Annotated in this window: 12 protein-coding genes; 10 read left to right on the top strand and 2 right to left on the bottom strand. The window is 74.3% G+C overall.

Translation table 11 applies throughout. The features are described from left to right. Positions 1 to 30 precede the first annotated feature (30 nt). From ACWD5F_RS29275 to ACWD5F_RS29240, 8 genes are read left to right on the top strand one after another with little or no spacing between them, the layout of a single operon-like run. On the top strand, positions 31 to 1,206 hold the full coding sequence (locus ACWD5F_RS29275) for a glycosyltransferase (RefSeq protein WP_451258775.1): 1,176 nt from the start codon (positions 31 to 33) through the stop codon (positions 1,204 to 1,206). After that, a complete protein-coding gene (locus ACWD5F_RS29270; RefSeq protein ID WP_451258773.1) occupies positions 1,203 to 2,627 on the top strand; it encodes a sugar transferase in 1,425 nt (474 codons plus the stop codon). Before ACWD5F_RS29275 ends, ACWD5F_RS29270 begins: the two co-directional genes overlap by 4 nt. Positions 2,628 to 2,631: 4 nt before the next feature. Beyond that, the gene (locus ACWD5F_RS29265; RefSeq protein WP_451258771.1) at positions 2,632 to 3,993 is read left to right on the top strand and encodes an O-antigen ligase family protein; all 1,362 of its coding nucleotides are present in this window, start codon (positions 2,632 to 2,634) and stop codon (positions 3,991 to 3,993) included. Next, on the top strand, positions 3,990 to 5,765 hold the full coding sequence (gene murJ / locus ACWD5F_RS29260) for a murein biosynthesis integral membrane protein MurJ (RefSeq protein WP_451258769.1): 1,776 nt from the start codon (positions 3,990 to 3,992) through the stop codon (positions 5,763 to 5,765). Before ACWD5F_RS29265 ends, murJ begins: the two co-directional genes overlap by 4 nt. Further along, positions 5,749 to 6,510, top strand: a complete 762-nt coding sequence (locus ACWD5F_RS29255) for a polysaccharide deacetylase family protein (RefSeq protein WP_451258767.1) — start codon at positions 5,749 to 5,751, stop codon at positions 6,508 to 6,510. Before murJ ends, ACWD5F_RS29255 begins: the two co-directional genes overlap by 17 nt. Further along, positions 6,507 to 7,673, top strand: coding sequence for a glycosyltransferase (locus tag ACWD5F_RS29250; RefSeq protein ID WP_451258766.1), 1,167 nt, complete (start codon positions 6,507 to 6,509; stop codon positions 7,671 to 7,673). Before ACWD5F_RS29255 ends, ACWD5F_RS29250 begins: the two co-directional genes overlap by 4 nt. Then, positions 7,670 to 8,326 (top strand): lipopolysaccharide biosynthesis protein, encoded by a 657-nt coding sequence (locus ACWD5F_RS29245; protein ID WP_451258764.1) that lies wholly within the window; start codon positions 7,670 to 7,672, stop codon positions 8,324 to 8,326. Before ACWD5F_RS29250 ends, ACWD5F_RS29245 begins: the two co-directional genes overlap by 4 nt. Beyond that, positions 8,323 to 9,408, top strand: coding sequence for a GNAT family N-acetyltransferase (locus tag ACWD5F_RS29240; protein ID WP_451258762.1), 1,086 nt, complete (start codon positions 8,323 to 8,325; stop codon positions 9,406 to 9,408). Before ACWD5F_RS29245 ends, ACWD5F_RS29240 begins: the two co-directional genes overlap by 4 nt. A gap of 22 nt (positions 9,409 to 9,430) precedes the next feature. Here ACWD5F_RS29240 and ACWD5F_RS29235 read toward each other — a convergent pair whose 3' ends face one another. Next, positions 9,431 to 10,804 (bottom strand): glycosyl hydrolase, encoded by a 1,374-nt coding sequence (locus ACWD5F_RS29235; protein ID WP_451258760.1) that lies wholly within the window; start codon positions 10,802 to 10,804, stop codon positions 9,431 to 9,433. A gap of 120 nt (positions 10,805 to 10,924) precedes the next feature. Here ACWD5F_RS29235 and ACWD5F_RS29230 point away from each other — a divergent pair, with 120 nt between their 5' ends. After that, entirely contained in the window at positions 10,925 to 12,244 is a 1,320-nt protein-coding gene (locus ACWD5F_RS29230; protein WP_451258758.1) for a carboxylate--amine ligase, read from the top strand. Beyond that, entirely contained in the window at positions 12,244 to 13,503 is a 1,260-nt protein-coding gene (locus ACWD5F_RS29225) for an NAD(P)-binding domain-containing protein (RefSeq protein ID WP_451258756.1), read from the top strand. The genes ACWD5F_RS29230 and ACWD5F_RS29225 overlap by 1 nt, the downstream gene beginning before the upstream one ends. Positions 13,504 to 13,570: 67 nt before the next feature. On the opposite strand, the gene ACWD5F_RS29220 is transcribed toward ACWD5F_RS29225, so the two are convergent. Further along, positions 13,571 to 14,467 (bottom strand): chaplin family protein, encoded by an 897-nt coding sequence (locus ACWD5F_RS29220; protein ID WP_451258754.1) that lies wholly within the window; start codon positions 14,465 to 14,467, stop codon positions 13,571 to 13,573. Between the last annotated feature and the right edge of the window lie 104 nt (positions 14,468 to 14,571).

The following is a 14,571-nucleotide window of genomic DNA, read 5'->3' as shown; positions in this document are numbered from 1 at the left end:
AGCGCCGTCCGTGAGCGAGGAAACCGCGCAATGCACCTGTCAGCACCCGACCCTCGGCCACGGGTCCTGCACCTCACCCAGCCGGTGGACGGCGGGGTCGCCCGTGTCGTCACGGACCTGACGCGGGCTCAGCTCGCGGCCGGCCTGCACGTCACCGTCGCCTGTCCGCAGAGCCCGCTCACGGACCGGCTGCGGTCGCTGGGCGCGGAGGTACGGCACTGGGAAGCGGCGCGGTCACCAGGACCGACACTCGTGCGAGAGGTACGCCGGCTGCGGCACGTGCTCGCGGACGTGCGGCCCGATCTGGTGCACGCGCACAGCGCCAAGGCCGGGCTGGCCGGGCGGCTCGCGGTGCGGGGGCGGATCCCCACGGTGTTCCAGCCGCACGCCTGGTCGTTCGAGGCGGTCGGCGGGACCACGGCGGCGCTGGCGCTCAGGTGGGAGCGGTGGGGGGCGCGTTGGGCCTCCAGGGTGGTGTGTGTGAGCGAAGGGGAGCGCGCGACCGGCGTGCACGCCGGGATCGACGGCCGCTGGACGGTCGTACCGAACGGCATCGACCCCGAGCGCTTCCACCCCGCGGCCGTGGACACCGTACGGGCCACGCTGTTGCCCGAGGGGGATCCGGCGGCTCCGCTCGTGGTCTGTGTGGGGCGGTTGTGCCGGCAGAAGGGGCAGGACGTCCTGCTGGAGGCGTGGGAGGCCGTGGTGCGGCGGGTGCCCGCGGCCCGGCTGGTGCTCGTCGGGGACGGTCCTGACCGCGCCGGACTCGCCGCCCGCGCGCCCGCGTCCGTGCTGTTCGCGGGGGCCGTCGCCGACCCGGTCCCCTGGTACCAGGCCGCCGATCTGGTGGTGCTGCCCTCGCGCTGGGAGGGCATGGCCCTCGCGCCGCTGGAGGCGATGGCCTGCGGGCGGCCCGTGGTGGTGACCGACGTGGACGGCGCCCGGGAGAGCCTGCCGCCGGAGCTGGCGCCGCGCTGTCTCGTACCCCCGGACCGTCCGGCCCGACTCGCCGACGCCGTGGCCGAGTTGCTGCTCGACCCGCTGCTGCGCGAGTCGCTCGGCCACCACGGGCGCCGATACGTCCTGACCACGCACGACGTGCGGCACGCGGCCGAGGCGGTCGCGGCCGTGTACCGCGAGCTGCTGGGCGACGCGCCCACCGCACCCGTCGTGCCCACCGAGTGCAGGGAGCCCATCCCCTCGTGACTGCGGAAAGTACGGTCCCCTCGCCCGGCGGGCAGCCACGGGATCTCGGATTCTCACCCCTCTCGGTCATGCCGCGCGGCACCGCCGCCGGTTTCCGGTTCCCCGCCCGCCGGCCGCCGGCCCGGCCCGCGTCCCCGGTGCCGCTGCTCGCCGCGGACCTCGCCGGCGCCCTGGTCGGTACCGTCGTCCTGGCCAGGGCCCCGCACGGACCGCTCCTGATGGCGCTGCTGGTCGCCGCGTCGATGCTGCTGCGCACCCAGGTGCCGCGCCCGGTGCCGGGCGTCCTGGACGAACTGCCCACCGTCTGCGGCCGGATCGCGGTGTCCTGGATGGCGCTCGCGTCGCTCGTCGCGGCGCACTCCCCGCAGCACGCGCTCTCCGCGCGCACCCTGCTCCTCGGCTTCCTGATCCAGTCGGCGGCGTCCTCGGCCGGCCGCGGTCTGGTGCACTGGCGCCGCCGCACGGCCCGGCTGACCCGCCCCCGTACCGCCCTCGTGATCGGCCCGGCGGCGACCGCCCAGCGCGTGGCCGCGTCCGTCCTGCGCCACCCGCGCTCCGGCGTGCTGCCGGTCGGCGTCGTCGCCGAACACCCGGACGGCACCGACGGGTTGCCCGTTCTGACGACAGGTCAGGAGGTGCAGCGCGCGCTCATCCAGAACGGCGTACGGGACGTGCTCTGCGTGCATCCCTCGGTACGGACCCAGCAGGGGCCGCTGCTGCGGGCGCTCGCCGAGTCGGGGTGCGCGGTGTGGGAGGTCGACGCGGACTCACCGTCGTACGCATCCAACCACCAGTTCGCCGGGTTCTCCTGCCGCCGGCTCGACATGGGTTACGGGCGGCGGCGCGGGAGCGTCGGCAAGCGGGCGCTGGACGTGCTGGTGTCCGGGACGCTGCTCGCGCTGGTCAGCCCGCTGCTGCTGGTGTGCGCGGTGGCGCTGCGGCTCAGCGACGGGCCCGGGGTGGTCTTCCGGCAGGAGCGCATCGGCAAGGACGGGCGCCCCTTCACGCTGCTGAAGTTCCGCACCCACCGCCCGGTCGACGAGCACGAGTCGGCGACCCGCTGGAGCGTGGCGAACGAGCACCGCATGTCGTGGTTCTGCCGCTTCCTGCGCCGCACCTCGCTGGACGAGCTGCTCCAGCTGTGGAACGTCTTCTGGGGCGACATGAGCCTGGTCGGGCCGAGACCCGAACGCCCTTATTTCGTCGCCCAGTTCAGCAAGACCTACCCCGGCTACGCGGCCCGTCACCGGATGCGGACCGGCATCACCGGGCTCGCCCAGATCCACGGGCTGCGCGGCGACACCTCGATCGAGGACCGGGCCCGCTTCGACAACGCCTACATCGACAACTGGTCGCTGTGGCAGGACATCTGCATCCTCCTGCGCACCGCCGCCTCACTCGTGCGTCCGACGGGAAGCTGAGCCGATGAGCCACGCGCTGACCCTGCCCAGGGTGCGGGAGTGGTCCCCCGTCCTCCCGGTGATCGCCGTGATCGCCCTGCTCGGACTGCCCCTCGCACCCGGCGGCGACGGGGGTGCGGGCCCGGCCGACGCGGTCTCCGCGCTGGTGGTGCTGTACTGCGGGATCCGGCTCGTCCGGGACCGCCGGCGCCCCCTGACCCGTACCTCCGCCGTGGTCCTCGGCCTGCCCGTGATCGGGCTCGCGATCGCGGCGATGGGGGCGGCCTCGCCGGGCGCGGGCATCGGCGGCCTGGGCCGCTACCTCCAGGTCTTCGTGCTGGTGCCGGCCGCCGTCGTGCTGCTGACCCGCGAACGCGGCGACTTCCGCCTGCTGGCCTGGTCGTTCGTCGGCCTCGCGCTGTGGCAGGGGGCGATCGGCGTGCACCAGTTCGTCACCGGGACCGGCGCCTCCTACCAGGGCGAGGACATCCGGGCCGTCGGCACCTTCGGAGCGAGCGACGTGATGGGGATGGCCACGGTCGTCTCCTTCGGACTGATCTGCGCACTGGGCCTGGCACTGGGGCCTGTCGGCCGAACTGCCGTACGGCAGCGGGCCCTTGCCGTCGGCTGCGCGCTCGCCCTGCTGATCCCGCTCGCCCTGTCCTTCAGCCGCGGGGCGTGGATCGCCACGGCCGTGACCTGCCTGGTGCAGCTGGTCCTCGCCGGGCTGCGGCGGGCGCTGAAGGTGGGCGCGGTCGCCGTCGCCGCCGGAGTGATCCTGGTCGGCGGCTTCGGGGTCGGCTCGGCGATGCTTCAGGAGCGGATCGACAGCATCACCCAAGTCACGGACGCACCCGACCAGTCGGTCGTCGACCGGTACACGATGTGGGCGGCGGCCGTCGACATGTGGCGCGAACAGCCGCTCACCGGCGTCGGGTTGAAGGGTTTCCCCGAACACCGGGACGCGCACGCCTCCCTCGCCCTGTCCGCCGGCAGCGACACCGAGGGCGCGGGCGCGGCCTTCCGCAAGCAGCCTCTGCTCTCCCCGCACAACATGTACCTGCTGGTCCTCGCCGAACAGGGCCTCATCGGCCTGCTCGCCCTCGCGGGCAGCTGGCTGGCCCTGCTGGTGTGCGGCCTGCACGGCCTGTGGCGCGCGCGGAAGTCGGGCACCGGCCTCGACTGCGCACTCGTCGCCTGCGGGCTGCTGGTCTGGCAGTTGATCGACTTCGTGTACGCCGACATCGGCGGCCCCTCGACCGTGCTGACGGCGGTGTGCTTCGGGCTGGTGGCCTGGTGGTCGCTGGTCGGAGCCCGCGGCTCGGACCCGGCGCCGGCCCCCGCGCTCTCCGTCGCCCCGCGCGCCGAGGAGGCCGCGGCACGATGACAGTGACGCCCTCACGGACCCCCGGGACCGACGCCGACACCGACGCCGACGCCAAGGCGGCCGTCCCCGCGGCCCGGACCCAGTCCGACGGCGTCACCGAACTCGCCCCCGTCTCCCGCGGGTTCCTCGCCAAGGCCGCGTTCGTCACCGCCACGATGTCCATCGCGGGCGCCCTGCTCGGACTGATCCGCGACCAGGCGCTGGCCCGGCTGTTCGGGGCCGGCAGCGAGACGGACGCGTTCCTGGTCGCCTGGACGGTGCCGGAGTTCGCGGCCACGCTGCTGATCGAGGACGGGCTCGCCTTCGCGCTGATCCCGGCGTTCAGCCTGGCCCTGGCCCGCCGCGCGCAGGGCGCCCCCGGCGACCCGGTGCGCGCCCTGGTCGCCACCACGCTGCCCCGCCTCGCGCTGGCCTTCGTCGCGGTCGGCGCCCTCCTGGTCGCCGCCGCGCCCTGGGTGGTCGAGGCCCTCGCCCCGGGCCTGCCCGACCGCGCCCTCGCGGTGGACTGCACCCGCCTGACGGCGACCTGCGTACTGAGCTTCGGCCTGGCCGGCTACTGCAGCGCGGCCCTGCGCGCCCACCGCCGCTTCCTGGCCCCGGCCGCGATCTACATCGCCTACAACACCGGCATCATCACCGCGATGTTCGTCCTCGGCGGACGCTGGGGGGTGCGCTCGGCGGCGGTCGGTGTCGCGGTCGGCGGACTCCTGATGGTGGCGATCCAGGCGCCCACCCTGGTACGGCAGTTGAGGCGCGGGGCGAAGTCGGCGGCGGGCGCGGCCGGGACCGGTGTGGAGGCGGCCGGTGCGGGCACCGACGCGGCGGACGGCGCCGGCACTGGCGCGGGTGGCTCCGGCAGCACTGGCACTGGCGTCCGCGCCGGCAAGCAGACCGTGCGCCCCATCGACTTCGCCCTCGTCGCCACCGTGCTGCTGTTCGCCCTGTGCCGTCAGTCGCAGGTGCTCATCGAGCGCTTCCTCGGCTCCACCCTCCCCGCCGGCGCCATCTCGCACCTGAACTACGCGCAGAAGGTCGCGCAGATCCCGATGACGCTGTCGATGATGCTGTGCACGGTCACCTTCCCGGTGGTCGCGCGGGCGCTCGCCGACGGCGACACCGAGCGGGCCCGCAGCCGGGTGGAGCGCGATCTGGCGCTTGCCGCGTCCATGGTGCTGCTCGGCGCGGCCACGGTGATCGCCTGCGGCCCGCAGATCATCGAACTCCTCTTCCAGCGGGGCGCGTTCACCGCCCAGGACACGGCGGCGACGGCGAGCGTGATGCGCGTGTACGCCCTCGGCCTGCTCGGCCAGACGCTCACCGGCGTCCTGGTCCGCTCCTACTTCTCGGCCGGCCGGGCCACCTGGTACCCGGTCGTCGCGATGGCCGTCGGCATCGTCGTGACGTCCTGGATCGGCGCGTGGACGCTCGCCCCGTGGGGCGTCTCCGGCATCGCCCTCGCCAACGCGGCCGGCATCACCGTCACCGCCGTCCTCCTGCTGGCCGGCATGGGCCCGCGCAGCGTGCCGATCCGCACCCGGCGGGTGCTGGCGGAGCTGAGCAGGCCGGCGCGGGCCGCGGTGGTCGCCACGGTGGCCGGGGCGTTCGTCGCGAGCCGGGTCGACGCCGCCGTGCCCGGGCTCGCCGCCGGCACGGTCACCGTCGCCGCCGTCTTCCTCCTCCTGTGCTGGGCCCTCGACGCCGAGGGCGTCGTCCCCGCACTCCGTTCCGTCCGTTCCGCGACCCGAAGGCTGACGCATGGCCGCACCCGTTGACTCCCCAGCCACCGCCGGCCGCCGCGCGCCCGGCCCGGTCCCGTGGGTGGCGATGTACCACTCCGTCGGTGACTGCTCGGACGACCCGTACCGCATCACCGTCACCCCCGGACGTCTCGACGCCCAGCTCAAGTGGCTGGGCCGGCGCGGCCTGCGGGGCGTCTCCATGGCCGACCTGCTCGCCGCCCGGGCCCGCGGCGAGGGCCGCGGCCTGGTCGGGCTGACCTTCGACGACGGGTACGCCGACTTCCTCGACGGCGCCCTGCCGGTGCTGCGGCGGCACGGCTTCGGCGCCACCCTCTTCGTGCTGCCCGGCCGGCTCGGCGGCGACAACGCCTGGGACCCGCTGGGCCCGCGCAAGCCGCTGCTGACCGCCGACGGCATCCGGCGCGCGGCCGACGAGGGCGTGGAGATCGGCTCGCACGGCCTCACGCACGTCGACCTCACCAAGGCGAACGACACCACGCTCAGGACCGAGGTCGCCGAAAGCCGTTCCGTGCTCGCCGAGTTGACGGGCGTGCTGCCCATCGGCTTCTGCTACCCGTACGGCACGATCGACCAACGGGCCATGGACGCCGTACGGGACGCCGGATACGCCTACGCCTGCGCCATCGACCCCGGCGAGCTCAACGGCCTGCTCGCACTCCCCCGCGTGCACATCGGGCAGAACGACACCGCCGTACGCCTCCATCTCAAGTACCGGCTGCACCGCCTGCGTCGGCGTCCCGTCGAGGGGCTGCGGTGAAGGCGCTGCATGTCATCACCGGCCTCGGCGTGGGTGGCGCCGAGCAGCAACTGCGGCTGCTGTTGCGGCACTTGCCGGTCGACTGCGATGTCGTGACGCTGACCAACCCGGGCGCGGTCGCCGACGGTCTGGTCGCGGACGGGGTGCGGGTCACCCACCTCGGCATGGCCGGCAACCGTGACCTGGCCGCGCTGCCCCGGCTGGTCCGGCTGATCCGCTCGGGCCGCTACGACCTCGTGCACACCCACCTCTACCGCGCCTGCGTCTACGGCCGGCTCGCCGCCCGGCTCGCCGGGGTGCGCGGGATCGTCGCCACCGAACACTCCCTGGGCGACTCCCAGATGGAGGGCCGCAGCCTCACCGCGGGCGTGCGCGGGCTCTATCTGGCCAGCGAGCGCCTCGGCCGTTCCACGGTCGCCGTCTCCCCCACCGTCGCCGACCGGCTCAAGCGCTGGGGCGTGCCCGGGCCGCGCATCGAGGTCGTCCCGAACGGCATCGACCTGACCCGCTTCGGCTTCGACCCGGTCCGGCGCCACCGCACCCGCCAGCGGCTCGGCCTGCCGGAGGGCGCGTACGTCGTGGGCGGGATCGGCCGGCTCACGGCGGGCAAACGCTTCGACGTCCTCATCCACGCCCTGGCCCGACTGCCGCAGGACTACTGGCTGTTGCTGGTCGGCGGCGGTCCGGAGGAGAACGTCCTGCGGCGCACCGCGCACGAGGCCGGGGTCGCCGACCGGGTCCTGTTCACCGGCGAACGCCCCTACGTCTCCGACGGCACCCCCGGCCCCGATCTGCCCTCCCTCACCGCCGCGATGGACCTGCTCGGCTCGCCGTGTCCCGAGGAGGCGTTCGGCCTGGCGATCATCGAGGCGCTGGCGTCCGGGCTGCCCGTGCGCTACGCGTCCTGCCCCGCCATCGAGGACCTGCCTCCCGGCGCCGCGGCCGGCGCGCGCCAAGTGCGGGGCGGGGCCGAGGAGTTCGCCGCCGCGATCGCCTCGGCCCGCGCCGCGGAACCGGGCCCGCGCGCGGCCCCCGACGCGGCCCGCCACTACTGCATCACCCGCAGCGCCGCCCAGTTGATGAACGTCTACGCGGCCGCGGTTCCCCAGAAGTCGTCGCCCTTGTCCCCGTCCCCTTCACCCCAGGGAGCCAGTTCCCCATGACCGAGAACACCTCAGGCCCACGCCGCCCCGCCGCCCTGACCCGCGCCCGGGCCCTGCCCCCGTGGACCCTCGTCGCGGCCGGCGCCCTCGTCGGCGGTCTGCTCGGCGGCGGGTACGGCCTGGTCCAGCCCGCGCAGTACACGGCCACCAGTTACGTCGTCGCCGTCCCCACCGAGAAGTCCGACCCGGCCTCCGCGCTGGGCTTCGCGCAGGCCTACGGGCGGGTCGCGACCCAGCTCGCGGTGCTCGGGGACGCGCAGGTGTGGGCGGGCGTGCCGGTGAAGACGCTCCAGTCGAGCGTGCAGACGGCGACCTCGCCGGACGCCCCGATGGTCGCGATCACCGCCACCTCCGAACGCCCCGACCGCGCCGCCGACATGGCCAACGCCGTCTCCCGCGCCCTGACCCGGCACGCGAACGACGTCAAGGCCACCACCAACGTCGAACTCCAGCAGTTCGCCCGCGCCACCAAGCCGACCGCGCCCTCCTCCGCCTCCCCGGCGGTGACCGGACTGGTCGGGGCGAGCGCGGGCGGGCTGCTCGGCGGCCTGGTGCTGCTGGTACGTCCGCGCCGGACCGCCACCGCCGAGGCGGGCCGGCCCGCCTCGGTGCCCGGCCCGGCCGTCCCCGCCGAAGCCCACGGCCAGCTGTGACCTACACGACCCGACTGGTCACCGACGAGGGCGAGTTCGCCGAACTCGCCGCGGACTGGGCGCGGCTGTACGCCCGTTGCCCGTCCGCGACCCCGTTCCAGAGCCACGCCTGGCTGCACTCGTGGTGGCTGTCCTACGGCAGCCCCGGCCGCCTTCGGCTGCTCCTGGTGCGCGACGGCGCCGAACTCGTCGGCGTGGCACCGCTGATGCGGGTCCGGCGTCCGGTGCCCGCGCTCGTGCCGCTGGGCGGGGCGATCTCCGACTACGGGGACGTCCTGCTGGACGAGGAGCGCGGCGAGGAGGCCGTCACCGCGCTCACCGAGGGGCTGGCCGCCTGTGCCCGCACCGCGCTGATCGACCTGCGCGAGGTGCGGCCCGGCGGCGCGGCCGAGCGGGTCTACGAGTGCTGGCGCGGGCCGCGCCGCCGGGTGGGCGACTCGCTGTGCCTGGAGCTGCCCGCCCTGCCGATGACCGACCTGGTCGCCCGGCTGCCCTCGGGCAAGGCCCAGCGGGTCCGCGCCAAGCTGCGCAAGCTGACCGCGCTCGGCGTCGAACGGCACGTCGTGACCCCGGACGAGGTGGACAAGGCGCTGCGCCGGCTGCTGGAGCTGCACCAACTCCAGTGGCAGGGCCGGAAGGTGACGTCAGAGCATCTGCGGCCCCGGTTCTGCGAGCACCTGGTGCGCTCGGTCGGGCCGATGGTCCGCTCCGGGGACGCGGTCGTCACCGAGTTCCGGCTCGACGACGACGTGGTGGCCGTCGATCTCACGCTGCTGTCCCGCCGGCTTGCGGGCGGTTATCTGTACGGCGCCCACCCGTGCCTGCGCGAACGCAAGGCGGACGTGGCCGTGATGCTCCTCGACGCGTGCGCCGAGCATGCCCGGGGGACGCTGAGCCTGCTGCGCGGCAACGAGCCGTACAAGCATCACTGGCGGCCCGAACCCGTCGTGAACCAAAGGCTGTTGCTGGCCAGGCGCCGTACCGCCCCGCTGCTCGCGGCGGCCGTCTGTGACGTGGCGGCGCGGCGGCGGGGCAAGGAGCTGGTGCGGACGTGGAGGGAGCGCGGTGGCGGCGGACCGTGAACGGCCCGCCGCCGGTCCGGACTCACCGGTTGCGCGACCACCAGTCCAGGCGCAGACACAGCTTCCCGCCGAGCCAGTACTCGACCCAGTCGCCGAGATCCATCGGCGAGCAGTTGGCCGGGTGTGCCGGGGTGGGCTGCGGGCCGGGCTCGGTCGGCTTGGGCGGTGTGGTCGGAGTGGTCGGTTCGGTCGGCTTGGGGGGTGTGGTGGGCTCGGTCGGTGTGGTCGGGGTGTCGGTGCGGCCGAAGAGGACGGACCGGTAGACCTTCGACGACTTGGGATTGGACGAGCACTGCCACACGCCGTGCGGGCAGTAGTCGGTCAGCGTGTTGTACAGCGGCTTGTGCTCGTCCATCCAGGCGAGCATCCGCTTCATGTACTCGGCGTTGTCGCCGTTGCGGAAGAGTCCCCATTCCGGATAGGAGATGGGCTTGCCGTGGGATTTGGCGAAGTCCACGTGCTCCTGGAGTCCGTAGGGCTCTTTCACCTGCTCGTCGAAGGTCAGGCCCGACGGCTGGTCGTAGGAATCCATGCCGAGGATGTCGACGGTGTCGTCACCCGGATAGCACTGCGTCCAGGGAATGGCGTCCCGGCCGCGGGTCGGCGTGAAATCGAACCGGAATTTCTGGCCCGGCACCGACCGCATGGTGGTGACGATCCTGTTCCAGTACTTCTTCCAGGACTCGGGGTCCGGTCCGCAGCGGGAGGTGTAGGTGGTGCCGTTCATCTCCCAGCCGAGCACGATCACCGTGTCCGGCACCTTCAGGTCGACAAGCCGCTGGGCGAGCGCCTTGAAGTGCCGGTCGAAGTCGCCGGCCGCGCCCTGCCGCAGCAGCGCCCGCACCTGGTAGTCGGAGACGCCCTCCTCGTTGCGCTCCAGCATGGGGACGTTGAGGACGAGCATCCGGTCGTCCCGCTCGGTGCGCCAGTCCGCCCACACGTCGAGGAACCCGGGCGGTCCCTCGATGTTGCTCCAGCGGTCGCCGGGCAGGTAGGTGTGCCCGACCCGCAGCTCGGCGCCGCCCAGCCAGCGGCTGAGCTCGGCGATCCGGGCCACCCCGCGGGCGCCGTAGTCGAGGTAGGCGCCGAAGGCCGGGGTGTCCTTCTTGGGCTCGGCGGACGGGGTCTTGGTCGGCGGGGTCTGCACGGACGGGGTCTGGGCGATCGGGACCTGGGCGGCCGGGGTCTGGGCGGGCAGGGGCTGGGGGGCCGTCGGGGCCTCCACCGCCGGCTGCGGCACCGCGGGTGCCGGGGACGTCGGCGTCGGAGCGGGAGGATCGGCGACCCGCACCACCCCCGCGGCGAAGCCAGGTCCGGACGCCAGGACAGCCGACACGACGACGGTGGCCGTCACGACCGCCAGCCGCCGGGACCGGGGACGTCGCTGCTGGGTCATACCTGCTCCTTTCTCCACTCTCGAATCTGCACTCTCGGACTTCCTTTACTGACACTCAGTCATATGAACGGCAATCACGCCACCGCCACTACGGCCTTCGAGTGAGAAGAAAAAATGCCCGTGTCGCTGTTTGACATCCGCGTCCCCGCGGTTCTCCTGCGAATCGACCGGAATCCCTTTCACCACGGCACACTCGGCGCCGTGCGCTCGCTCGGCAGAGCGGGGGTGAATGTGCACGTGATCGCGGATTCCACCGGAAGTCCCGTTTCCCGATCGCGTTTTGTACGTCAATTGCACCCACCGCCGCCACCGGGCGCGGCCGCGCACGACATCGCCGTGGCACTGCGCCGGGTGGCCGCCCGGATCGCCCGCCCCGCCGTGCTGATCCCGATGGACGACGCGAGCGCCGTCGCGGTGGGCGGGCTGCGCGACGAACTCGCGCCCTCCTACCTGCTGCCCGCGATGCCCGGCGCGGTGCCCGGGCGCGTCGCCGACAAGGCCGAACTGGCCGACCTGTGCGCCGCGTTGGAGGTCCCGCACCCGACCACGCTGATCCCCGACAGCCCGGCCCAGGCCGCCACCGCCGCCTGGCAGCTCGGCCTGCCGCTGGTGGCGAAGTGGAGCCGGCCCTGGCTGGTGCCGACCGGCACGGGCCTGCGCAGCACCGTCGTCGTGCGCTCGGCACAGGAGGCGCGCGAGCTGTACCTGCGCTCCGAGGAGGCGGGCAGCCGGCTGCTGCTCCAGGCGTTCCTGCCGCCGGGCCCCGAGCGCGACTGGTTCTTCCACGGCTACGTCGACCGCTCGGGCGCCGTCCGCGGCGGTGGCGCGGGCCTCAAGCTGCGGGCCTGGCCGCGCGGCGCGGGCCTGACGGCGCTGGGCCGCTGGACGCCCAACCCGCAGGTGACGGCCCTCGCCGAACGCCTCACCGGCGAACTCGGCTACCGCGGCATCCTCGACCTCGACTTCCGCCGCTGCGGCCGCACCGGCCGCTATCACCTCCTCGACTTCAACCCGCGCCCCGGCGCCCAGTTCCGCCTCTTCGCCGACGGCGCGGGACTGGACGTCGTACGCGCCCTGCACCTCGATCTGACCCACCGTCCGCTGCCGGCGCCGGCGCCGCTGGCCGGGCGGGAGTTCGTGGTGGAGAACTACGCACCGCTGGCCGCGCTGCGCCCCGCCCCCGCCGGCCGCGAACTGGCCTGGCACGCCGACGACGACCGGGAACCCGGCCGCGCCCTGTGGCCCCTGTGGGGCCGCCATGTCTCCACCCGCCTCCGCGACCGCGTACGCGGCCCCGGCGCGGTGCCAGGCCCCCCGGCACCCGCCCGCGTGGTCCACCAGGCCGCCGCCCCGGCACCCGGCCTGTCCCCCCGCACCCACCCGTCCGACCTGTCCGACCCGTCCGACCTCTCCGACGACGAGAAAGCGAGCAGTTGCTGATGTACGACCTGCTGGTGGTGGGCGCGGGCCCGTACGGCCTGTCCATCGCGTCCCACGCCGCGGCCGCCGGGCTGAGCCTGCGTGTCTTCGGCCGGCCGATGGCCTCCTGGCGCGACCACATGCCCGGCGGCATGTTCCTCAAGTCGGAGCCGTGGGCCTCCAACCTCTCGGACCCGGCGGCCCGTTGGCGCCTGGACGTCTACTGCGAGGGCCAGGGCGTGGCCGCGCGGCACGGGGAGCCGATCCTGGTCGAGATGTTCGCCGAGTACGGCCTCTGGTTCGCCCGCAACGCCGTCCCGGAGGTGGACGAGCGGACGATCACCCGCGTCGCGCCCTGCCCCGGCGGCTTCGAGGCGGTCACCGACGACGGCCAGGTGCTGCACGCGCGCACGGTCGCGCTGGCGGTCGGCGTCATGCCGTTCGTTGAGATCCCCTCGGCGCTGCGCGCCCTGGACTCCTCCCTCGTCTCGCACAGCAGCCACCACAGCGACCTCGCCCGCTTCCACGGCAAGGACGTCACCGTCATCGGCGGCGGCCAGGCGGCCCTGGAGACCGCGGCCCTGCTCGCCGAACAGGGCACGCGCGTACGGGTGTTGGCGCGGGCCGACGGGCTGTGCTGGAACGACGTACCGCCGCCGTGGGTGCGCCCCTGGTGGCAGTCGGCCCGCTCCCCGCACAGCGGCCTGGGCTGCGGCTGGCGCAACTGGTTCTACGCCGAGCGCCCCGGCCTCTTCCACCGGCTGCCGGAGCGCACCCGGGCCGGCATCGCCGCGAGCGCCCTCGGCCCGGCGGGTGCCTGGTGGGTACGGGACCGGGTGGAGTCGGGCGTCGACGTACTGCTCGGCCACGAGGTCACGGCGGCCCGCGCGGTACCGGGCGGACTGCGCCTCGAGGCACTGGACCGGAGCGTGTCGTCACTGCGCACCCTGGAGACCGAACACGTCATCGCGGCAACGGGGTTCACCGCCACCCGCGAACGCCTCTCGCTGCTCTCCGACGACCTGCGCACCGGCCTCGCGGCGGTCGCCGACGGCTCCCCCGGGGTCGGCCGCGACTTCGAGTCCTCGCACCCCGGTCTGTTCCTGGCGGGCCTGGTCACGGCCGCCGGCTTCGGCCCGGCGATGCGCTTCGTGCACGGGGCGACCTACACGGCGGGTGCGCTGGTACGGGGAGTCCGGCGCCGGCTGCGGACCAGTCCGGCCGGCGGGGCGATCCCGGCGCCGGCGAGCGGTGGGGACCAGGTGCGGGTGCGCCGATGACGAACGCCGGGTGCCGGACGCTGACCGTCCGGCACCCGGCGCACCTCGTACTGCTCGTACTGCTCGACTACCGGTGGGACCCGGCCCGACCGCGCCGGTAGAGCACGGCGCCGGCCACGATCATCGCGGCGCTGACTCCCGCGGCACCCAGCATGGCCTCGCTGCCGGTGTGCGGCAGGGTGGGCGGAGGCGTGTGGTCACCGCCGCCGGGGGGCGGGGTGTACGGCGGGGGCGTGTGGTCGCCACCGGGCGGAGGCGTGTGATCGCCGCCGGGGGGCGGTGTGTGGTCACCTCCGGGCGGAGGGGTGTGGTCACCTCCGGGCGGGGGCGTGTGATCGCCACCGGGGGGCGGGGTGTGGTCCCCACCGGGAGGAGGCGTGTGATCGCCACCGGGCGGAGGGGTGTGGTCACCTCCGGGCGGAGGGGTGTGATCGCCACCGGGCGGGGGCGTGTGATCGCCACCGGGGGGCGGGGTGTGGTCCCCACCGGGAGGAGGCGTGTGGTCACCGCCAGGAGGCGGGGTGTGGTCCCCACCGGGCGGGGGCGTGTGGTGGCCTCCGGGCGGCGGCGTGTGGTCTCCGCCCCCGCACGAGTCGCCGGAGCCGTAGCCCGAGTCCTCGCAGTCGTCGTCGGAGCCGTAGCCGGAGCCGTAGCCGGAGTCGTCGTCGCCGTACCCGGCGTGGCCGTGGTGCCTGCCGCCGTGCGAGCGGCCGTGCGTGGCCTGGCCCTCGGCACAGGAGTTGCCGAACGCCGGGTTCAGGGCGGCGACCACGTCGACGGAGTTGCCGCAGGCGTTCACCGGTACGTCGAGCGGGGCCTCGACCCGGTTGCCGGACAGGACACCAGGTGAGTCCGTGGCCGCGCCGCCCGTGTGCGTGTCGGCCAGGGCGGGGCCGCCGCACAGGGACAGAATGCTTGTCGCGGCGGCTGCCGCGACCATTCCCTTACTCAGGGTCTGTCGCATCTCTTTGTCTTCCTGCCTGAAGAAGAAGTGGGAAAAGCCGGCCTCGGACCGGGAAAAGACGTCCGAGGCCGGCTGTGACGCAGCCGAACGGCTGGTGCCTGCGC

The organism is Streptomyces sp. NPDC002499, from assembly GCF_053595415.1.
This window is presented reverse-complemented; position numbering and strand designations above follow the sequence as displayed.